At 59.6% G+C, this 21,692-nt stretch carries 19 protein-coding genes; 2 read left to right on the forward strand and 17 right to left on the reverse strand.

Features of this window, described 5'->3' with window-relative positions; translation table 11 throughout:
* From ODQ19_RS04605 to ODQ19_RS04685, 17 genes are all read right to left on the reverse strand, one after another.
* Window positions 1–804: an ABC transporter ATP-binding protein gene (locus ODQ19_RS04605; protein ID WP_014716351.1), complete on the reverse strand. Its 804-nt coding sequence runs from the start codon at window positions 802–804 to the stop codon at window positions 1–3.
* Window positions 801–1,949, reverse strand: coding sequence for an ABC transporter permease (locus ODQ19_RS04610; protein WP_116668119.1), 1,149 nt, complete (start codon window positions 1,947–1,949; stop codon window positions 801–803). Before ODQ19_RS04610 ends, ODQ19_RS04605 begins: the two co-directional genes overlap by 4 nt.
* 54 nt (window positions 1,950–2,003) lie before the next feature.
* On the reverse strand, window positions 2,004–3,035 hold the full coding sequence (locus ODQ19_RS04615) for a DUF5924 family protein (RefSeq protein ID WP_003187399.1): 1,032 nt from the start codon (window positions 3,033–3,035) through the stop codon (window positions 2,004–2,006).
* 68 nt (window positions 3,036–3,103) lie between these two features.
* A complete protein-coding gene (locus tag ODQ19_RS04620; RefSeq protein ID WP_116668118.1) occupies window positions 3,104–4,486 on the reverse strand; it encodes a M16 family metallopeptidase in 1,383 nt (460 codons plus the stop codon).
* A 58-nt stretch (window positions 4,487–4,544) separates the two neighbouring features.
* Window positions 4,545–6,203, reverse strand: coding sequence for a Na/Pi cotransporter family protein (locus ODQ19_RS04625; RefSeq protein WP_186607437.1), 1,659 nt, complete (start codon window positions 6,201–6,203; stop codon window positions 4,545–4,547).
* 272 nt (window positions 6,204–6,475) lie between these two features.
* Window positions 6,476–7,243, reverse strand: coding sequence for a TerC family protein (locus tag ODQ19_RS04630; RefSeq protein ID WP_003187403.1), 768 nt, complete (start codon window positions 7,241–7,243; stop codon window positions 6,476–6,478).
* Window positions 7,244–7,310: 67 nt separating this feature from the next.
* Window positions 7,311–8,618 carry a CitMHS family transporter gene (locus ODQ19_RS04635; RefSeq protein WP_003187405.1) on the reverse strand — a complete coding sequence of 436 codons (1,308 nt, stop codon included), beginning with the start codon at window positions 8,616–8,618 and terminating at the stop codon, window positions 7,311–7,313.
* A 368-nt stretch (window positions 8,619–8,986) separates the two neighbouring features.
* Window positions 8,987–10,948 carry a DUF7844 domain-containing protein gene (locus ODQ19_RS04640; protein WP_330209431.1) on the reverse strand — a complete coding sequence of 654 codons (1,962 nt, stop codon included), beginning with the start codon at window positions 10,946–10,948 and terminating at the stop codon, window positions 8,987–8,989.
* Window positions 10,945–11,265, reverse strand: coding sequence for a DUF2388 domain-containing protein (locus ODQ19_RS04645; RefSeq protein WP_003187408.1), 321 nt, complete (start codon window positions 11,263–11,265; stop codon window positions 10,945–10,947). The genes ODQ19_RS04640 and ODQ19_RS04645 overlap by 4 nt, the downstream gene beginning before the upstream one ends.
* A gap of 39 nt (window positions 11,266–11,304) precedes the next feature.
* Window positions 11,305–11,613 carry a DUF2388 domain-containing protein gene (locus ODQ19_RS04650; protein ID WP_116668114.1) on the reverse strand — a complete coding sequence of 103 codons (309 nt, stop codon included), beginning with the start codon at window positions 11,611–11,613 and terminating at the stop codon, window positions 11,305–11,307.
* 106 nt (window positions 11,614–11,719) lie between these two features.
* On the reverse strand, window positions 11,720–12,040 hold the full coding sequence (locus ODQ19_RS04655) for a DUF2388 domain-containing protein (protein ID WP_034136006.1): 321 nt from the start codon (window positions 12,038–12,040) through the stop codon (window positions 11,720–11,722).
* 331 nt (window positions 12,041–12,371) lie between these two features.
* A complete protein-coding gene (locus ODQ19_RS04660) occupies window positions 12,372–12,587 on the reverse strand; it encodes a DUF1127 domain-containing protein (protein ID WP_003187413.1) in 216 nt (71 codons plus the stop codon).
* 318 nt (window positions 12,588–12,905) lie between these two features.
* Window positions 12,906–14,399, reverse strand: a complete 1,494-nt coding sequence (locus ODQ19_RS04665; protein ID WP_116668112.1) for an acetyl-CoA hydrolase/transferase family protein — start codon at window positions 14,397–14,399, stop codon at window positions 12,906–12,908.
* A 236-nt stretch (window positions 14,400–14,635) separates the two neighbouring features.
* The gene (locus ODQ19_RS04670; protein ID WP_057701769.1) at window positions 14,636–16,072 is read right to left on the reverse strand and encodes an NAD(P)(+) transhydrogenase (Re/Si-specific) subunit beta; all 1,437 of its coding nucleotides are present in this window, start codon (window positions 16,070–16,072) and stop codon (window positions 14,636–14,638) included.
* Window positions 16,072–16,392 (reverse strand): NAD(P) transhydrogenase subunit alpha, encoded by a 321-nt coding sequence (locus tag ODQ19_RS04675; protein ID WP_003187417.1) that lies wholly within the window; start codon window positions 16,390–16,392, stop codon window positions 16,072–16,074. Before ODQ19_RS04675 ends, ODQ19_RS04670 begins: the two co-directional genes overlap by 1 nt.
* 15 nt (window positions 16,393–16,407) lie before the next feature.
* Window positions 16,408–17,529: a Re/Si-specific NAD(P)(+) transhydrogenase subunit alpha gene (locus ODQ19_RS04680; RefSeq protein ID WP_116668110.1), complete on the reverse strand. Its 1,122-nt coding sequence runs from the start codon at window positions 17,527–17,529 to the stop codon at window positions 16,408–16,410.
* 452 nt (window positions 17,530–17,981) lie between these two features.
* Window positions 17,982–18,881 carry a LysR family transcriptional regulator gene (locus tag ODQ19_RS04685; protein ID WP_330209432.1) on the reverse strand — a complete coding sequence of 300 codons (900 nt, stop codon included), beginning with the start codon at window positions 18,879–18,881 and terminating at the stop codon, window positions 17,982–17,984.
* 157 nt (window positions 18,882–19,038) lie between these two features.
* Here ODQ19_RS04685 and ODQ19_RS04690 point away from each other — a divergent pair, with 157 nt between their 5' ends.
* Window positions 19,039–20,220 (forward strand): acyl-CoA dehydrogenase, encoded by a 1,182-nt coding sequence (locus tag ODQ19_RS04690; protein WP_003187423.1) that lies wholly within the window; start codon window positions 19,039–19,041, stop codon window positions 20,218–20,220.
* A gap of 13 nt (window positions 20,221–20,233) precedes the next feature.
* Window positions 20,234–21,454, forward strand: coding sequence for a CaiB/BaiF CoA transferase family protein (locus tag ODQ19_RS04695; protein ID WP_116668108.1), 1,221 nt, complete (start codon window positions 20,234–20,236; stop codon window positions 21,452–21,454).
* Window positions 21,455–21,692 lie beyond the last annotated feature (238 nt).

Here is a 21,692-nt window from a genome sequence, read left to right on the forward strand (position 1 = left end):
TCATACCTCGTTGAGCGATTGAGCGGCATCCAATGCCGCGCGGCCCCGGGGGCCGTGGAAATATTCGTGAATCCAGGCGTCGTCCGTTTCCGAAACGACATCGATGGCGTCGGCCACCAGCACTTTCTTCTGCGCCAGCACTGCCACACGGTCGGTGATGGTGTACAGCGTGTCGAGGTCGTGGGTGACCAGGAACACACTCAAGCCCAACGCATCGCGCAGGGTGAGGATCAGTTGGTCGAATTGCGCCGCGCCAATGGGGTCGAGACCGGCGGTGGGTTCGTCCAGGAACAGGATGTCCGGGTCCAAGGCCAGTGCGCGGGCCAGAGCCGCGCGCTTGATCATGCCGCCGGATAACGAGGCCGGGTATTTATCGGCCGCCGACAGCGGCAACCCCGCCAGGGCCAGCTTGACCGCCGCCAAGTGCTCGGCATCGGCGCGGCTGAGGCCGGCGTGCTCGATCAATGGCAGGGCAACGTTCTCGGTCACCGTCAGCGAGGAAAACAGCGCGCCCTTCTGGAACAGTACGCCAAAACGGCGTTCTACCAGTGAGCGTTCATGTTCAGGCAGGCTCGGCAGGTTTTTGCCGAACACCCGCACTTCGCCTTCGCTGGGGCGCCGCAGGCCAACGATGCTGCGCAACAACACGGATTTACCGCTGCCAGAGCCCCCCACCACCGCCAGGATCTCGCCCTTGTACAAATCCAGGTCGAGGTTCTCATGCACGCTTTGGCTGCCAAAGCGATTGCACAGGCCACGCACTTCAATCACCGCCTCAGTGGGCGCACGGTGTAGACGACTCACCAGCCCATCTCCATGAAAAACATCGCCGCGACCGCATCCAGCACGATCACCACAAAGATCGATTGCACCACGCTCGACGTGGTGTGCGCGCCGACTGACTCGGCACTGCCGCTGACTTTGAAACCTTCCAGGCAGCCAATGGCCGCGATCAAAAACGCAAAGATCGGCGCCTTCACCATGCCCACCAGAAAGTGCTGTACGCCAATGTCCGATTGCAGCAGCGAAAGAAACATCGCCGGCGAAATATCCAGGGCCACCGCACACACCACGCCACCGCCGACGATCCCCGAGAGCATCGCAAGGAAGGTCAGCATCGGCAACGCCACCAGCAGCGCCAACACGCGGGGCAATACCAACAGTTCCATAGGGTCCAGGCCCAGTGTGCGGATGGCGTCGATTTCTTCGTTGGCTTTCATGGAGCCGATTTGCGCGGTGAATGCACTGGCGGTACGGCCGGCGATGAGGATTGCGGTGAGCAACACGCCGAATTCGCGCAGGAAGGAGAAGGCCACCAGATCTACGGTAAAGATCGTCGCGCCGAAGCTCTTGAGCACGGTGGCGCCGAGGAAGGCCACGACGGCGCCCACCAGAAAGGTCAGCAGCGCGACGATAGGCGCCGCATCCAGGCCCGTCTGTTCGATGTGGGCGACCATGGGTGTCAGGCGCCAGCGCTTGGGCCGCCAAATGCCGCGAGCGAAGGTTTCGAGGATGAGGCCGATAAAGCCCAACAGCTTCATTGCGTCTTGCCAGACCGTGTCTACTGCGCGGCCGATGCGGGCCAAGACTTGAATGCCGGCGGCCTCTTCCGGCTCTTTGATCGGTACGCAAAAGTCATTCAGGGAGCGGTAGACGGTCTTGAGCAGTGCACGGTCGGCGGCTGCCAGGGTGCAATCAGTCTGTTCGGCAGAATGTTCGATGCGCGCAGGGCCCAGCAGCTCCACCAGCAGCGAGGCGCCGGCGGTATCCAGCGCACCGAGACCGTTGAGGTCAATGCGGGCGCCGGCGTCGTATTGGCCGTCGAGTGCGGCCGACAGCTTCTTCAGGTGAGCGTAGTGGGCCAGCGTCCAGTCGCCGGTAATCCGTAGCGAAGGCGGGGTGCTGGACGTATCTAGATGGGCCGCGCCGGCCGTCGTGCTAGTGGTCATAAGCTCCGAGCTTGTTTGGCTATCCACAATTGCTACGTAATAGCACGATCCGGCTTACTTTGGGTTGTCCGCTTGTGCTGTGTCTATCACCTTGAAGCGCAGAACGCCGATGACTTGGCCGTCTTCGGTGAGCACCTGCACCTGCCAGCGCCCTACGGCGTCACCCGGGAAGTTCTGCTTGTGGGTCCAGGCGCGATAGCCTTCCTTGCGCCCACCATGGATGTCCAGGGCAATGCGGTCGACTTCCTGGCCGTTGAATTTCCACACATGGTAGATGCGCTCATCCAGCCCGCGTGGCGCGTTGATCGCGGTGTACGCATACAGCCCACCACTGCGCAATTGGGCGGCGGTGACTTGCTTGAGGTCGTCGCCCGGCGTGCGGTCTTGCAATTGGGTGCTGATGGCGACTTCGGTCATCCACAGGGTGGCGGGCGGTACCCAGCTGCGCAGGAACCAGCCGGCGCAGCCGATAGCGGCCGTTACCCCCAGCAGCATCGCCCAGCCCTTGAGGCTACGCAGCGGCAGGCTGACGGCCAGGCTCGGGATCGACAAGACCATGGCTACACCCAACGCCAGTTTGTAACTCTGGGCGGTGGTCAGGTGCATGATGATCGGCAGCGCGGTCAGCAACGCGGCGAATAGGGTCAGGGTGTGCAGGGCCAGGAACAGCGAGCGTTTGGGCGCCAGCCATTTGTAATACAGCGGGTCGATGATCGACACCAGCGCCGCCGCGCCCAGCAGGCCGGTGAACAGCGATTGGCCGCTGTTCCAGGCGGTGGTGACGAAAAAGAAGGGCAGGACGAAAAACAGACTTTCCTGGTGGATCATCTGGGTGGCGTATCGCAGCAGCGGTTCAGGGATCTCGCGATTGAAGACTTTGGTGAACAGTTGCGTAAAGCTGTTCTCCAGCATCAGCCACAACCAGCTCACCAGCATGATCACCGCGATCCAACTGGCCATGCCCTGCTGACGGTCTACCAGGATGAAGCTGCCCACGCCCGAGATGAAACCGCCGAGTGCAATCACCCCTGGGTAGCGCTTGATCAGTTCTATAACTCGCTGGATGAGGGGCGGCAAGTTCGGCATGGGCGGTTCACTGGTTGTGGGAAAAATCGCAGATAGAATAACGCCTTAGCCCGATACTCTGTGCCTCATTACTCAACAGGTTTGCGATAAAGCCTCAGGCCGATCAAACCAAGGATGATCAGGCCCAGCACGCCCGCGCCGATCCAGGTCAAGGCGTCATAACTCAACAGCGGTTTTTCGATGCGCCAGTAGCCCGGCTGCTGGAACGCTTCGCGCATAGCCTGGTTGGTTTGCGCCAGGCTCACGGCCTTGATGCGTTTAACCGGGTCGCTGAAACGTCCATTGGAGTAGTCGCCAGCCGCACTCCAGTAATAGTCGGCCAGTGCGCTGTTGCCCTGCACTGCCCAGGCTTGGCGGGCGATGGCGGCTTGTTGCAGGCGTGTGAATACTGTTGGGTCGAGGCCGTTCTTGAGCAGCTGGGCCTTGAGGTCTTGCAAGACCTGCTCGGCTTCAGGGAGGTTTTCCCGCTCAAGGTCGGCATTCAGGCTGAGGAACCCGACGCCGCCGAGTACTTCGCGTTCCACCCACGGGCCGTAGGACAAACCGTGCTTGAGGCGCAGTTGCCGGTACAGCGCCCAGTCGAGGTAGTCCTTGAGCAGGTTGTAGGTTTCATCATGCTGGTCGTCCAGCACAGGCTCGGGGAACAGCCAGTGCAGCTTGGCGCCATCGCCCACCCAGCCGCGGATCAGGTCGCGGTGGCTGGCGGCGGTGTGCTGGATTTCCGGGAGGGGGCGATGTTCGCTCGGCTCCACTGGGTCGAGTTCACCATAGGTGCGTTCTAGGTAGGCGGGCAGCAGTTTGTCGAGATCGCCGACGACAATCAGGGTCATATTGTTCGGCGCGTACCATTCGTTGCGCAGCTTCTCCAACTGGTCGCGGGTCAGGTGGCTGACCTCGGCGCGTTCGGCGCACTTGAGGCCCAACTCCACAGCCAATTGGTTGCTGGCGCTGTGACCGAGGTCCTGGCGATCCAGCAGGCGTTGCAAGTGTGAATAATGGCCGCCGTCTTCGCGCTCCACCACTTGCTTGGCGGCATTGATATGGGCGTCGGTCAGTTGCGTGCGCGTGAGGATTGCCAGCAGCAGGTCCAGCACCTTGCGTTGGTTCTGCGCGGGCGCCTCGATCACGAAGGTGGTATCGGCGTTGCTGGTGTAGGCGTTCCACTCGCCGCCCAGGGCTTGCATGCGGTCTTCGAGGTCGCCCTCGCCGCCGCCGTCGATGCCGCTGAACAGCAAGTGCTCGAACAAGTGCGGTAGTTCTTTTTCTTCGCAACCGAAGTCGTCCAGGCCCACACCAACCACCAGGCGAATAGCGACATGCCCACGCTCGGTGCCCGGTTTGAGCAGCAGTTGCAGGCCGTTGGGCAAGGTGTAGCCCTCGACTTGCAGACGGTCAAAGGCAAAGGCGTGTGCCGAGCCCAAGAGCAGGCAGGCGAGTAACAGGCGACGCATAACAAGCTTCCTGGCGAATGAGGTCCATTGTTAACTGACTTCGCTCGCGGGCGTACGTTCAGGGCGAATGGGTAATGTCGGCAATACTTTCAGCCGAGAGCGCGCCAGTGTCGGACGTTTCCAACACTACATAAGCACTGCTGCAAAACAACGAGTTCAAGCGTTTCATGTCGGCAATCAGTTCCAAGTGCAGGGAACTGGTTTCCAGGCTCTGCACGATCTTGCGCTGCAGGCGGCTGACATGGGCGTGGGCCAGGCGGCGCTCCTGGGCGCGGAAGCGGCGCTTTTCACGCAGTAATTGGCGGGCGCTTTCCGGGTCGCCGCTGAGAAACACCGACAGGCCCAGGCGCAGGTTGGCGATCAACTGGCTGTGCAGGCCACTGAGTTCCTCCAGGCCCACTTCGGAAAATTGCCGGCGTTGCGAGGTCTTCTGTTGCTGGACCTTACGCAGCATGCGTTCGATCAGGTCACCCGCCAATTTCAAGTTGATCGACAGCTCGATGATCTCTGCCCAGCGGCGGTTGTCCTGTTCGCTGAGGTCCTCACGGGGCATTTGCGCCAGGTAGAGTTTGATCGCGCTGTTGAGCGCCTCGACGTCATCGCTGAGGCTGCGCATTTGCTGGGTGATTGCGGTTTGGTTGCCGCGCAGCACTTCCTGCATCGAAGTGAGCATATTGTCGATCAAGTCGCCCAGGCGCAGGGTTTCGCGGGCGGCGTTCGCCAAGGCCAGGCTTGGGGTATTCAATGAGGCCAGGTCCAGATGGCGTGGCTTGGCCTTGCCATTGGTTTCGGGGCGTTCCGGCAGCAGCCATTCGCACAGGCGGGCCATGGGCCCGATGGTGGGCAACAGGATCAGGCAACGGCTGACGTTGTAGAGCAGGTGGAAGGTGATGACCATGCCCTGGACGCTGTAGTCCAGGCCGTCCATCCAGCCTACCAGCGGGTCGAGCACTGGAATGATCAGCAACAGACCGATCAATTTGTACAACAGGCTGCCCAGGGCCACTTGGCGACCGGCAGTGTTTTGCATGCTGGTGCTGAGAAAGGCCAGCACGCCGCTGCCGATGTTGGCGCCGATCACCAGGCCGATGGCCACGTGCAAGCCGATCACGCCAGCACCGGCCAGGGTGGCCGTGAGCAACACCGCAGCGAGGCTGGAGTAGGAAATCATGGCGAACAGCGCGCCGACCAGGGCGTCCAGCAAGATATCGCCGGTCAGCGAAGCGAAGATGACTTTGACGCCTTGGGCATGAGTGATGGGGCCGGCGGCTTCGACGATCAATTGCAGCGCGAGGATGATCAGGCCCAGGCCGATTCCGACCCGGCCCAACTGCCCTGCCCGCGTCTGCTTGCGCGACAGGAAGAAAATCACCCCGAGGAAGATCAGCAGCGGCGACAGCCAGGACAAATCGAACGTCAGCACCCGCGCCATCAAGGCCGTACCGACGTCGGCGCCAAGCATGGTGGCCAAGGCCGGCGTGAGGCTCATCAGCCCTTGGCCGACAAACGAAGTCACCAGCATCGCAGTGGCGTTACTGCTTTGCACCATGGCCGTCACCAGGATACCGGCGACAAATGCCAGCCAGCGCTTGGACATGTTCTGCCCGATGACTTGGCGCAAATTGGAACCGTAGACCCGCAGGATACCGGTTCGGACGATATGCGTGCCCCAGATAAGCAGGGTCACGGCGGAAAGCAGATTGAGCAAGGTCAGCATGCTCGGCCCCCCGTGTGGGTGCGCTCCAGCAGGAGCGAAGGAAAGTTACCGCGTGCCGCTCTACGTCTTGTACCTAAGCTGTAGTTGGCGAATGGGCTCTGCGCCAGCATCGCATAGCTAAACTCGGGATTGAAACAAAACTGTCATGAAGATCGTTCCCCACTCTCGGCGTGGGAACGCATCCTGTGACGCTCTGCGTCACTTTGCGGACGCGGAGCGTCCGAGAGGGCATTCCCACGCGGAGCGTGGGAACGATCACTCGCGGGTCAAATTTACTGACCCGGAATGTCCTTGCGCAGTTTCACCGGGTCCTGCTGTTTCTTCTTTTTCGCGATGGCGGTACGCATCTTGATGTTCACCGCTTCCACCGCCAGCGAGAACGCCATGGCGAAGTAGACGTAGCCTTTTGGCACGTGTACGTCGAAGGATTCAGCGATCAGCACGGTACCCACTACCAGCAGGAACGACAGCGCCAGCATTTTCAGCGACGGGTGCTTGTCGATGAACTCGCTGATAGTGCCGGCAGCCAGCATCATCACCAATACCGCAACGACAATGGCGGCAACCATCACCGGCACGTGGGAAACCATGCCGACAGCGGTAATCACCGAGTCCAGGGAGAACACGATGTCGATGATGGCGATCTGGATAATGGTGTAGATGAACTTGCCGCCGGCGCCTTTGGGTTCATCTTGGGTTTCATCTTCACCTTCCAGGGCGTGGTACATCTCCTGGGAGCTTTTCCACAGCAGGAACAGGCCACCGAAGAACAGGATCAGGTCGCGACCGGAGATGCCCTGGCCAAACACCACGAACAGGTCGGCGGTCAGTTGCATGACCCAGGTGATCGACAGCAGCAACAGGATGCGCGTGACCATGGCCAACGCCAGGCCGAAGATCCGAGTGCGTGCCTGCATATGCTTGGGCATGCGGCTGACCAGGATCGAAATCATGATGATGTTATCGATGCCCAGGACGATCTCAAGGGCCGTCAGGGTGAAGAAGGCAATCCAGATTTCCGGATTGGTCAGCCATTCCATGTGTATTCCTTTGAGCAAGTGTTAACCGCGCAAGCTGTAGTGCCGCGCGGTGAGTGAGTCGGTACGATTATAGAGTGCTGAACAGCGGAAAAATCCCCATCAGCAATGCGGCGAACATTATGCACAGGCACACCAACACTGCCCACTTGAGTGTGAAACGCTGGTGATCGCCGAATTCGATACCCGCCAGAGCAACCAGCAAGTACGTCGAGGGTACCAGTGGGCTGAGCAAATGCACGGGTTGCCCGACGATCGACGCCCGCGCCATTTCCACCGCGGTGATGCCGTAATGGCTGGCAGCTTCGGCCAGTACCGGCAGTACGCCGTAGTAGAACGCGTCGTTGGACATGAAGAAGGTAAACGGCATGCTCACCAGCGCGGTAATCACCGCCAGGTAAGGGCCCATCGCTTCGGGGATGACCGCCAACAGGCTTTTGGACATGGCGTCGACCATGCCAGTGCCCGACAGAATGCCTGTGAAGATACCGGCGGCGAAGATCAAGCCCACCACGGCCAATACGCTACCGGCGTGAGCCGCGACGCGGTCTTTCTGCTGCTGCAGGCACGGGTAGTTGACGATCATGGCGATACTGAACGCCACCATGAACAGCACCGGCAGCGGCAACAGGCCGGCAATCAGGGTGCACATCAAGGCCAGGGTCAGGGCGCCGTTGAACCAGATCAATTTCGGCCGGCGGGCGTCGGGGAATTGCGACACGCTGATTTCGCTGTGGTCGATCTCATCGCCTTGCAGGTGCAATTCACCCAGGCGTGCACGCTCGCGCTTGCCGTACATGTAGGCAATCACCAGGATCGCCACGACACCGGCGGCCATGGCCGGGATCATCGGTACGAAGATGTCCGACGGGTCCACATGCAGCGCACTGGCGGCGCGCGCCGTCGGGCCGCCCCAGGGGGTCATGTTCATGACGCCACCGGCGAGAATGATCAGGCCGGCCATGATCCTTGGGCTCATGCCGATGCGCTGGTACAGCGGCAGCATGGCCGCGACGCAGATCATGTAGGTGGTGGCACCGTCACCGTCCAGAGATACCACCAGGGCCAGTACGGCGGTGCCGACCGACACCTTGAGCGGGTCGCCCTTGACCATCTTGAGGATCTTGCGCACGGCCGGGTCGAACAGGCCGGAGTCGATCATCAAAGCAAAATAGAGGATGGCGAACATCAGCATCACGCCGGTCGGCGCAAGCTTGGTGATGCCTTCGAGCATCATCGGGCCGATCTTCGGTGCAAAACCGCCGAACAGCGCGAACAGGATCGGCACGATGATCAAGGCGATCAGCGCGGACAGGCGCTTGGTCATGATCAGGAACATGAACGTGATGACCATGGCAAAGCCAAGGAAAGTCAGCATAGGAATACTCCAGGCGTAGCGCGGCTAGGGAATGGCGGACCGAGTGGCGGTCAGCGCAGAACGAAAGGCACGAGGCGTACGGGTGGAGTTGGAGCGAACAGGCGGGTACGAGCGGACATCGGGAATCACCATTGTTGTTGTTAACAGCCGGTCTGTTGCCGGCAGTGGAGGCGATCCTAGACGGGGAAGCTTTCAGCCAGCTTTCGCTGAGAAAACAGCTGACACGCGGGCTTGGGGTTTATGCAGATAAAACTGTGGGAGCCGGCTTGCCTGCGATAGCGGTGTGTCAGCCAACATCTCTTATGGCTTTGACACCGTCATCGCAGGCAAGCCAGCTCCCACATTTGGGAATGGTCGCTGCCAGACTATCAGGGTAGCTCCAGGCCGCCGGCGGCTTTGTGCAAGGCTCGCAAATGCTCACCCACCTGCTTGAGGTTGGCTTCACAAGCGGCAATCTCGGCTGCGCGGGATGGGTCGAGCAGCGCCCTCACCTCCTTATCCAGCTCGCCGGTCAACGACTGCAACTGCTTCTGGCGTTCGGCGCTTTCTGATTCAAGGCGCTTGGCTTCCGAAGGTTGCGGCAGGCCATAACCCCCACTGTCCAGCAACTCGGCCGGGCGGCTGAGGAAGCCGCTGTTGGCGAGAATTTGCTGCAGCGTGTTGTTGGCTTTCTCCATGCCGCCGTATTTCAGCTCGCGGGCATTGAGATAGCGTTGTTTGACCTCATCCTGGGCGAGCATCAGTTGTTTGCGATAGCTGGCCTGCTCCAGCAGCAACAGCGCGGCGCTGGTACGCAGGTCGGCCTGGGCAAACCATTGGCGACGCGCTTGCGCGTCCAGGGACAACCAGTCTTCGACCTGGGTCTGCTTGATCGGCAGTTGCTTGCGCAACACATCGAACATGGCTTGGTAACGCTCGCGGAACGAGTCGAAGTGATACCCCAGCCGCAGTGCCTCGCGCTTGTCATTCAATACGCTGGTATCGGCCAGGCCGCGGGCGCTGAGCACTTCCAGCAAACCGTTGGGGGTGATGTTGTCCAGGCCAGTCAATTGCGGGTTGGCGCTGCCGCTGCGCAACAGTTTCAGGCTTTCGACCGCACAATTGTTGGAGATAAAGAAGTAGCTGCCGTCATAGCTCCAGTGCATCTGCGCCGCATGTTCGACGGTGTCGTTGATTTCCTGGCGGCTGAGCTTCAGCGGCACCGATGCCAGGCCACGCAGTTCGGTCTTGGTGTACTCATCAATGACCTGGGCCAGCGGCAGTACGAACAGCCGCGACGGGTATTTGCCCACCAGGCCATCCCAGCTCGACAGCTGTACGTCACCGACGAAGGCGCGGTAAGACAAGACCAGGTGCCGGTCCAGATCTAGCCGGCAATCCGGGCCACGCGGGCGGCCCGGGGCACAAATCACCAGGCGCAACATGCTATGGCCCCAACGGCTCACCAGGTTCTGGTTGGCTTCGGCCAGCAGATAGTCGATTTCATACACGCGCTCCGGATCGATCTGGCCCAGGGGCGTTTTGGCGAAATCGTTGCCCGCGTTCAGGAAGGCGTAGGTACTGGCGCAGGTGTCCTGTTCGGGCGGGACCCAGCCGAAGTGGTCCTTGTAATAACGGAACAGCGCGGGGCGGCGACAAGCATAGCTGGGGTCCAGGAGGAAGTACTCCATGTTGACCGCTACGAACTCCAGCGGGCTGGTGGTTTCGTAGATGTCCGGGCTGCGTACCACCTGATGGTTGTGCTGCTCACGCTCTCCGCGGCGACCGACATATTGTGGCCAGCCGGCGAGATCCAGTAGGCGCGGGTCGTCACTGAGGGTAAAGCGGCGGCCGTTCTGGCCACGGCACTGGTCGGGCAAGCCGATCAAGCCGGTGATGCTGTTCTGACGGCTGCAGCGCTGGATCAGCGTGCGCTCGTCCTTGGACCATAGGCGCGCACGGTCATAGATGTGGGTCAGTTCATGCAGCACGGTGGCGAGCATTTCCTGGCGCACGGTACCGTGGGGGCGATTGGTTTTCAGGGTGGCGGCGCGGCCGTCAGTCAGGCTGGCGAGCAGGTTCTGGTTGAGGTCCAGCTCGGACACCAGGGATGCCTGGCCATAGGCGTTTTCAGGCATCTTGTCGGTCCAGCCGACATCGATACGTCGGTCCAACTGCTCGATAAAGCTCGGCGGCAAGGAACGCAGTGCTTCATCGAGCAATGCCTGGCTGGCCTGCTGTTCGGCTGGGCTCAAGCCTTCGGTCTTGAGCCGCAGTTGCAGGCTGGCCTGGGCTGTACTTGCACACAGCAGCACGGCCCCGGCCAGGAGCCAGGTTTTGAGGCGCCTCACAGAGCGAGGATAGCTTCGGCGAGGGTCTGGTCGCTGGCATCACGGGCTTCTGGCACGCGGGTGCGAAGGGTATCGAACGCGGCTTCCAGCTGGGCGCCACGGATCTCGCCATTCGTTGCGACGAAACTGGCGGCGTCATCGTGGGCTTCGCGCACGATCTTGGAGTCGCGGATGGAGGTGGTGGTGTCCGAGGTGAAATCAATGGTGCGCGCCGAGGCACGCACGACGATGTTGCTGGTGGCCTTCAAGGTTTGCGCCTGGGCGACATCGGCCAAAAACAGCAGGCCGAGGGCGGCGACGATCAGCGGGCTACGCATGGGGTGACTCCAATGACAAAGATAGAAATACAACGATGATTATTGGACGAGAATTGCTTGCGCCAGTTCAAGGTCGCTTGCATGAAGTTTTGGCTGGGTGCGACGCAGATAATCCAGCGCGGACTCCAGGCGTGCGCCCCGCCATTGGCCGTCAGTGGCAACGAAAGCGGCAGCATCATCCCGAGCGGCCATGACCAACTTATTGTCGAACGGCGCAGAGGTCACTTTGCTGGTGGCATACACGCTGACAACAGTGCTCTGGGTGGACACATCCAACGCTGAAGCCATGGGTGACCAGCAGGCGCAACACAGAACAGGAACACTCAATAAACGGTATGAAAAAGCCATGGGACTCGACAACTGAAAGCGAGCGCCAAGGCTAGCGCAACGGCCGGGCGAGAGCCAGCGTCGAGCCATGCGGGAGCGGCGGGCGCTCCCGTCTGGTTGCCGTGGATCAGATAGCCAGGATGGCCTGTGCCAGCTGTGCATCGGTAGCGGTATTCAATTGCGGCGCTTGTTGGCGGATCTGGGCCAGGGCGCTTTCCAGTTTCACGCCACGGATGGCGCCTTCGCTGGCGACAAAGCTGGCGGCGTCGTCACGGGCCGCTTGTACGACCTTGTTGTCGCGCAGGGATGAGGTGGCATCAGACGTGGCATCGGAGGTTGCCTTCAGAGCGCCGACGATCGAGTCGGTCGTCATGATCAAGCTGCTCGCGTTGGCATTGGCAGCCAGGGTCAGCACAGCGGCAGTGCACAGCAGGCGAAGACGGGACATGGGGTAACTCCTGTAGACGAATAATAAGGTGGCGCGAAACGGCCACAATGAAACGGACTGGGACTGTCGAGCATCAGACGCACGCTCTACAGGGTTCGCCACGTGGTGAACGGATATTAGGCGTGTGCCGGGCTATTCGGAAGCCTGCAATTAAACTGTACCTGTCATATTTTAATAATTTTAAACTGTACCTGTGTGCTTGGATTGAGCGCATTTCAATGTGCAATCACAGATACAACAAAGCCCGCCTCCGGTTACCCGGGGCGGGCTTTGCTTTGACAAATCAGGGTGCTGGCAGTGGACCCGTTAGGTCAGGGCCAGCGGGCGCCACTTAGCGCCAGAACGGCTTGCTCAGCTCTTCGTAGCGTTGAGCTTCGCTGATACCGGCGTCAGCCAGCAGACGCGAATCCAGGCGAGCCAGTTGGTGGCGGCTGGAGATGCGGCGCTGCCACAACATCAGGTTGGCGAGAACGCGCAAAGGCAGGGAAGCCTGGGTGTTTACAGCTTTTTCTTCGAAGAACAGTTCGGAACTGAGTGTACGTTCCATGATGACATCCTTCCGCTTGTGGCGGGATTAGGTAGTGGTTTAACTGATGCCAATGATCCTCTTCCGAGGCAAGACTCTCTAGATACAGTTCACCTGTATTGTGAGAGGCCAGTTAACTGTTTAAGAGGGCTGTACGGTACGAAATTGGGGCAACTGTACCTGTGCGCACTTAAAAGGTGCGAAATAGGCGTTTTTAAGCTGAGGCGTGGGATATTTCGGTAGGAAATGACCAGTACAGCAGTACAGTTTTTTCCAGAAGTGCGAGTGAGTTCACCGAGCTGATGAAACTGTATTTGCATCAGCCCGGATCTGTATCCATCAAGCGTTGAGCATGTGCCCGGTTTCTTCCAGATTAATGTGCCAACTCAGTGCTTCGCGCAGGATGTGCGGGGTATGCCCGCCGATGGCGCAGGCAGCATCGAAGTACGTGTTGAGCGCATCGCGATAGGCTGGGTGCACGCAGTTATCGATGATGACCCGGGCGCGCTCCCGTGGCGCCAGGCCCCGCAGATCGGCAAGGCCTACTTCGGTGACGAGAATGTCCACGTCATGCTCGGTGTGGTCCACATGGCTGACCATCGGTACCACGCTGGAAATCGCGCCGCCCTTGGCAATGGACTTGGTAACGAAGATCGCCAGGTGCGCATTGCGTGCAAAATCGCCGGAACCACCGATGCCGTTCATCATCCGCGTACCGCAGACGTGGGTGGAGTTGACGTTGCCGTAGATATCGAATTCCAGCGCGGTATTGATACCGATGATGCCCAGGCGACGTACCACTTCAGGGTGGTTGGAAATTTCCTGCGGGCGCAGCACCAATTTGTCTTTGTAGTGCTCCAGGTTGCCGAACACATCGGCATTACGCCGCTCCGACAAGGTAATCGAACTGCCGGAGGCAAAGCTCAGCTTGCCGGCATCGATCAGGTCAAAGGTCGAATCCTGCAACACTTCCGAGTACATGGTCAGGTCTTCGAACGGCGATTCGATCAGCCCGCACATCACCGCGTTGGCAATATTACCGATGCCGGCTTGCAGCGGGCCGAGCTTGTTGGTCATGCGCCCGGCATCGACTTCTTGCTTGAGGAAGTTGATCAGGTGATTGGCGATGCCTTGGGTGTCGCTGTCAGGCGGCGTTACCGTGGAGGCGGAGTCCGCCTGGTTGGTGATGACGATGGCGACGATTTTCTCGGGCGGGATCGGAATCGCGGTGCTGCCAATGCGGTCGTCGACTTTCACCAGCGGGATCGGCGTGCGCGTCGGCCGGTAGGTCGGGATGTAGATGTCGTGCAGCCCTTCCAGGTTCGGGTTGTGCGCCAGGTTGATCTCGACGATCACCTGTTTGGCAAAAATCGCGAAGCTGGCCGAGTTGCCTACGGAGGTGGTGGGCACGATATGCCCTTGCTCAGTGATCGCGACGGCTTCGATCACGGCGATGTCGGGCAATTTGAGCTGATTGTTGCGCAGTTGCTCGACGGTTTCCGACAGGTGCTGGTCGATAAACATCACCTCGCCGGCATTGATCGCCTTGCGCAGGGTGCTGTCGACTTGAAAGGGCATGCGTCGTGACAGTACGCCGGCTTCGGTCAACTGCTTGTCCAGGTCATTGCCCAGGCTCGCGCCGGTCATCAGCGTGATTTTGAGCGGCGAAGTCTTGGCGCGTTCGGCCAGGGCGTGGGGGACGGCCTTGGCTTCACCGGCACGGGTGAAGCCGCTCATGCCGACGGTCATGCCGTCCTCGATCAGTGCAGCGGCGTCTGCCGCGCTCATGACCTTGTTCAACAACGAAGGCAAGCGGATACGATCACGGTACATGAATTGTTATCTCTGGCTACGGAAAGCAAGGTGGGCAGTGTAGTGATTTCAAAAAGTTTCGGCCCGCTACCATGGTCGAATGCCAGGTCGCGATTTAGAGCCTTTGGTCGGGTTTCATGTGTGTGTAAAGCGGGACGCAGAGCATCCCTGGATGCGTTCCCACGCAGAGCGCGGGAACCATAAAAAAACCCCAGCCTACGTGAGGCCAGGGTTTCGGGTATTGCGCTGGCGCAGTGTTATTCGACGGCTTTGACCATGTCTTCGATGACCTTTTTGGCATCACCGAAGACCATCATGGTCTTGTCCAGGTAGAACAACTCGTTATCCAGGCCGGCGTAGCCGCTGGCCATCGAGCGCTTGTTGACGATGATGGTCTTGGCCTTGAACGCCTCGAGAATCGGCATGCCGGCGATGGGGGAGTTCGGGTCGTTCTTGGCGGCCGGGTTGACCACGTCGTTCGCGCCCAGCACCAGCACCACGTCGGCCTGGCCGAACTCGGAGTTGATGTCTTCCATCTCGAACACCTGGTCGTAGGGCACTTCGGCCTCGGCCAGCAATACGTTCATGTGCCCCGGCATACGGCCCGCCACCGGGTGGATCGCGTACTTCACGGTGACGCCGCGGTGGGTCAGCTTCTCGGTCAGCTCCTTGAGCGCGTGTTGTGCCCGCGCGACCGCAAGGCCGTAGCCTGGGACGATAATCACGGTATCCGCGTTGGTCAGCAGGAAGGTGGCGTCATCCGCGGAGCCGGACTTCACCGGGCGTGCTTCTTTGGAGCCCGCCGCGGCGCCAGCATCCGGCGCATTGCCGAAACCGCCCAACAGCACATTAAAGAAGGAGCGGTTCATCGCCTTGCACATGATGTACGACAGGATCGCGCCGCTGGAGCCCACCAGGGAACCAGCGATGATCAGCATCGAGTTGTTCAGCGAGAAACCGATGCCCGCCGCTGCCCAGCCGGAATAGCTGTTGAGCATCGACACCACCACGGGCATGTCGGCGCCGCCAATCGGGATGATGATCAGCACACCCAGTACAAAGGCCAAGGCCAGCATCAGCGCGAACGCAGTGAGGTTGCCGGTAAACATGAACGCCAGGCCCAGGCCCAGGGTTGCGAGGCCGAGCACCAGGTTCAGTTTGTGTTGGCCGCCGAACTGTACCGGTGCGCCCTGGAACAGGCGGAACTTGTACTTGCCCGACAGCTTGCCGAATGCGATCACCGAGCCGGAGAAGGTGATTGCACCGATAGCGGCACCGAGGAACAGTTCCAGGCGATTACCGGCCGGTATCGAATCGCCCAAGTGCTTGACGATGCCCAGGGACTGCGGCTCGACCACGGCGGCAATGGCGATGAACACCGCTGCCAAGCCGATCATGCTGTGCATGAACGCGACCAGCTCTGGCATCTTGGTCATTTCAACACGCTTGGCCATGATCGAGCCGGCGGTACCGCCAACCAGTAGGCCAACGATGACGTAGCCGATACCGGCAGTCGCCAGTTCAGCCCCCAGCTTATAGATGAGGCCGACGGTGGTGAGTACCGCCAGCGCCATGCCGAGCATGCCGAACAGGTTGCCGCGCCGCGAAGTGGTCGGGTGCGAGAGGCCTTTGAGGGCCTGGATGAAACAGATCGACGCGATCAGGTAGAGCGTCGTCACGAGATTCATGCTCATTACTTGGGCGCCTCTTCTTTTACTTTCGGGGCTTTCTTCTTGAACATCTCAAGCATCCTGCGGGTGACCAGGAAGCCGCCGAAGACATTCACCGCCGCCAGGGCCACGGCCAGTGTGCCCATAGTCTTGCCCAGCGGGGTAACGGTCAGCGCGGCAGCCAGCATGGCGCCGACGATGACAATCGCGGAAATGGCGTTGGTCACGGCCATCAGCGGCGTGTGCAATGCGGGTGTTACGTTCCAGACCACGTGATAACCGACATAAATCGCCAGCACAAAGATGATCAGGTTGTAGATACCGGGGGAGATAAGCTCTTCCATCGTCTGAATCCCTGCTTAGGCGTTTTTGCGGATGACTTGGCCGTCGCGGCACACCAGGCACGCGGCGACGATGTCGTCTTCGAGGTTGATTTCAAACTGCCCTTCCTTGGTGAAGACCAGCTTCAGGAAGTCCAGCAGGTTGCGCGCATACAAGGCCGAGGCGTCGGCGGCGACAGCACCCGCCAGGTTGGTCGGGCCGCAGATGATCACGCCGTTTTCCACCACTACCTGGTCGGCCACGGTCAGCGGGCAGTTGCCACCTTGGGCTGCAGCGAGGTCGATGACCACCGAGCCGGGTTTCATCTGCGCCACGGTATCGGCGCTGAGCAGGGTCGGAGCCTTGCGGCCCGGGATCAGGGCGGTGGTGATGACGATATCGGCCTGTTTGGCGCGTTCGTGCACGGCCAGGGCCTGGCGTTGCATCCAACTGGTGGGCATCGGGCGTGCGTAGCCACCGACACCGACGGCGCATTCACGCTCTTCATCGGTTTCGTAGGGGACGTCGACAAACTTGGCGCCCAGGGATTCGATCTGCTCCTTTACCGCCGGGCGTACGTCGGACGCTTCGATCACCGCGCCCAGGCGCTTGGCCGTGGCGATGGCTTGCAGGCCTGCCACACCGGCGCCGAGGACCAGCACGCGCGCGGCTTTTACAGTGCCGGCAGCAGTCATCAGCATCGGCATGAAGCGCGGGTAGTGATGAGCGGCCAGCAACACGGCCTTGTAACCGGCGATGTTGGCTTGCGAAGACAGCACATCAAGGCTTTGAGCGCGTGAAGTGCGCGGCGCGGCTTCCAGGGCGAAGGCGGTGATGCCGCGCTCGGCGAGCTTGGCGATGGTTTCGTTGCTGAACGGATTGAGCATGCCCACCAACACGGTGCCACTTTTGATCAGCGCAAGTTCGCTGTCGCTGGGGGCAACCACTTTGAGAATCAGCTCGGCGCCAAACGCGTCGTTGGCACTGCCAATGGTGGCGCCTGCCGTTTCATAGGCACTGTCGACGATGCTGGCATTGATGCCTGCGCCGCTTTGTACAGTGACCTTATGGCCCTGGCCGATCAGCTTCTTGATGGTTTCCGGGGTGGCAGCCACCCGCGTTTCACCGGTCTGGGTTTCGAGAGGAACACCAATGTGCACGTCAAATCTCCTGCATGATCTTTTTGCTTTTGATCTTTTTGTAAAAAGGCCAGTGCACCGCGAGTGGCGCAACTGGGGCGGCCGATCAGCACGATCCCGCTGAAATGACAGCGGGGCGCGGCATTTTGCAGGCGAACTTTACGGCCATCAAGGGATTATGACGGGTGACGAAAAATTAACTACAAGTCACCCTGTGACTGATTGTCGCAACAAGCTGAAATAACCTCTTTAAATACAGGTCTTTAAAGGCGTTCAGGCGTTTTCGGTCCGTTTTTCCATTGCCAGTGTGAATAGTCGTGCATTGGCCGGTAAGAGTCGCTGCGAGCCATGAGATACATGGCTTTTAGCCTTATTTTTGGCTGACAAGTACAGTCTGTTTAAATGCGACATATACGTACATCTGTAGGCTCTGGATTTATCTGACTACAAAGTCAGTAATTGCGCTTTGTCCTTTATTTACATGGGTCGTAGCGTCTTGACTGATCGAGCAGCCAGTCCCTGAATGCATGCAGAGAGGCGGATTCGACCTTTTTGTCAGGAATCATCAGGTAATAAGCCTTTTCGCTGGTCAGTGCTTCGGTGCTGGCGATTACCAGTTGTTGCTCCTTCAGCTCCCGCTGTATGAGGAAGGGAGGAATCAGTGCGATGCCCATGTCATGCATGGCTGCTTGGGACAGCATCGAGAATAGCTCGTATCGAGGGCCTGTCATGTCGCGAGGGATGTTCAGTTGTTGGGCGTTGAACCATTGGCGCCAGGCGTAGGGGCGTGTGGTCTGCTGCAGCAGGGGCAGCTCGGCGATCTGTTGAGGGGTGAAGTGCGTGCGGTCGCCGAGTAAGCGCGGGCTGCATACCGGTACTGGGTTTTCGCCCATTAACCTGTGGGATTGCGTACCCGACCAATCGGCATCTCCGAAGTAGATCGCCGCATCGAACTCGGTATCGGCGAACAGGAAGGGGCGTGTGCGGTTCGTCAGGTTCACCGTGACTTCCGGGTGCTGATGTTGAAAGTCTTTCAGGCGTGGGATCAGCCACTGCGTGCCGAAGGTGGGCACGACCGCCAGTTCGATCACATTGGCGCCTTGCTGGCCCATCACCGACAAGGTGTCGCGCTCCACGGCATCCAGCTGCGTTGCAACCCTGCGGCTATAAGACAGCCCCGCCTCCGTCAGCTTCACTCCGCGGCGTGAGCGGCGAAACAACTCGACACTCAAAAACTCTTCCAGGCTGGCGATCTGTCGGCAAATCGCGCCTTGGGTGATGGAAAGCTCCAGTGCTGCCTTGGTGAAGCTCTCGTGGCGGGCTGCTGCCTCAAAGCTGATAAGGGCGGTGGTACTGGGAATTTTTCTGCGCATGTACGTTGTCCTCACAGATAAAGCGCATTTATGGGCTTTTTGAGTGTTACGAAGTGAGAAATTAGCACAAGCCTATGCGAATTCCTCGTTTGCCCTCTGCGCTGACCGCGCCTAGTCTGGGTCCACGACTTCTGATTTTTTCCGCGAGGACTTATTCATGGCTGGCAAGGCAAGCTTCAACTGGATCGATCCACTGCTGCTGGATCAACAGCTCACCGAAGAAGAGCGCATGGTGCGTGACAGCGCCGAGCAATTTGCTCAGGACAAGCTGGCTCCCCGCGTGCTCGAAGCCTTTCGCCACGAAAAGACAGACCCTGCTATTTTCCGCGAGATGGGCGAGACCGGTTTGCTGGGGGCGATGATCCCCGAGCAGTACGGTGGTAGTGGCTTGAACTACGTCAGCTACGGTTTGATTGCTCGGGAGGTCGAGCGTGTCGACTCCGGCTATCGCTCGATGATGAGTGTGCAGTCTTCCCTCGTCATGGTGCCGATCAATGAGTTTGGTACCGAGGCGCAAAAACAGAAGTACTTGCCCAAACTGGCCTCTGGTGAATGGATCGGTTGCTTCGGGCTGACCGAGCCCAACCATGGTTCCGACCCAGGTGCGATGATTACTCGTGCACGCAAAGTGGATGGCGGCTACAGCCTGACCGGCGCGAAGATGTGGATTACCAACAGTCCGATTGCGGATGTGTTTGTGGTGTGGGGCAAAGACGATGCTGGGGACATCCGTGGCTTTGTCCTGGAAAAAGGCTGGAAAGGTCTGAGCGCTCCGGCTATCCACGGCAAGGTGGGTCTGCGGGCCTCCATCACCGGTGAAATCGTTATGGATAACGTATTTGTGCCGGAAGAAAATATCTTCCCGGATGTACGTGGCTTGAAAGGTCCGTTTACCTGCCTCAACTCGGCACGGTACGGGATTTCCTGGGGGGCGCTGGGGGCTGCTGAGTTTTGCTGGCATACCGCGCGCCAGTACACGCTCGATCGCCAGCAGTTTGGTCGCCCGTTGGCTGCTACTCAACTGATCCAGAAGAAGCTGGCCGACATGCAGACCGAGATTACCTTGGCCCTGCAAGGTTGCCTGCGCCTGGGGCGGATGAAGGATGAGGGTACGGCGGCGGTTGAGATCACTTCGATCATGAAGCGTAACTCGTGTGGCAAGTCATTGGACATCGCGCGCATGGCCCGAGACATGCTCGGCGGCAACGGCATCTCCGACGAATTCGGGGTGGCGCGCCACCTGGTGAACCTGGAAGTGGTCAACACCTATGAGGGGACCCATGACGTGCATGCCTTGATCCTGGGGCGCGCGCAAACCGGTCTTCAAGCGTTCTATTAATAGGAGCATGGGCATGGGCGCGCTTTCGCATCTGCGAGTGCTGGATTTGTCGCGAGTACTCGCGGGCCCTTGGTCCGGGCAGATTCTTGCAGACCTTGGGGCCGAGGTGATCAAGGTCGAAAGGCCGGGCAGCGGCGATGACACGCGCGCTTGGGGGCCACCCTTCCTTAAGGATGCGGATGGCGAGAACACCAGTGAGGCAGCATATTATCTGTCGGCCAACCGTAATAAAGAGTCGGTGACCATCGACTTTACGCGACCAGAAGGCCAGAAGCTGGTGCGCGACCTGGCTGCCAAGTCGGACATCCTCATAGAAAACTTCAAGGTGGGTGGTCTTGCGGCGTATGGGCTGGACTATGAATCCCTCAAAGAGGTTAACCCCGAGCTGATTTACTGCTCCATCACGGGGTTTGGTCAGACGGGCCCCTATGCGATGCGCGCGGGGTACGATTTCATGATCCAGGGGTTGGGCGGGCTCATGAGCCTGACCGGGCGGCCTGAAGGGGATGACGGCGCCGGACCGGTAAAGGTTGGCGTAGCCTTGACCGATATCTTGACCGGGCTTTATTCGACCGTGGCGATCCTGGCTGCGCTAGCGCATCGCGATCACGATGGCGGTGGGCAACATATCGACATGGCGTTGCTGGATGTGCAGGTGGCTTGCCTGGCGAATCAGGCGATGAATTACCTGACCACCGGGACGCCGCCGAAGCGCTTGGGGAACGCTCACCCTAATATTGTGCCCTATCAGGATTTCCCCACTGCCGATGGAGATTTCATTCTCACCGTAGGCAATGACGGGCAGTTCCGTAAATTCGCTGAAGTCGCTGGGCAGCCACAATGGGCGGATGACGTGCGTTTCGCCACCAATCGCGCGCGGGTGGCTAATCGCGCGGAGCTGATTCCCTTGATTCGCCAGGCGACGGTCTTCAAGACGACCGCTGAGTGGGTGTCGCAGCTGGAGCGAGTGGGCGTGCCGTGTGGGCCGATCAATGATCTGGCGCAGGTGTTTTCTGATCCTCAGGTCATTGCGCGTGGCTTGGCGGTTGAGTTACCTCACGCATTGGCGGGGGTGGTGCCTCAGGTTGCGAGCCCGATACGCCTATCCAAGACGCCTGTGGAGTACCGGAGTGCGCCTCCTCTATTGGGGGAGCATACGCTTGAGGTGCTGCAGGGGGTTCTGGGGCTGGGAGCTGCTCATGTGGCTGCGTTGAAGGAGGCGGGTGTTATTTGAGCTTTTCCTTATAGAGGCGCAGTGGGGAGTTGGTTGTTTTTTAACCGAAGCTAACTTATTGATAGAAAAGCAAAATTAAGAGTTGACGGCGAATTATATCTGTCTATAATTCGCCCCACTTCCGGCGCAGTCGAAACGGAAAACTCCTTGGTAAACAATGAGTTATGAAGTTTCTGGCAGCAAGTTGCTTCAGTTCATCGAAGCCAAAGGAAGTTGAAAAAGAGGTGTTGACAGCAGT

This window comes from Pseudomonas sp. AM4(2022), from assembly GCF_036346515.1.
GTDB classification, from domain to species: Bacteria; Pseudomonadota; Gammaproteobacteria; order Pseudomonadales; family Pseudomonadaceae; genus Aquipseudomonas; species Aquipseudomonas paracarnis.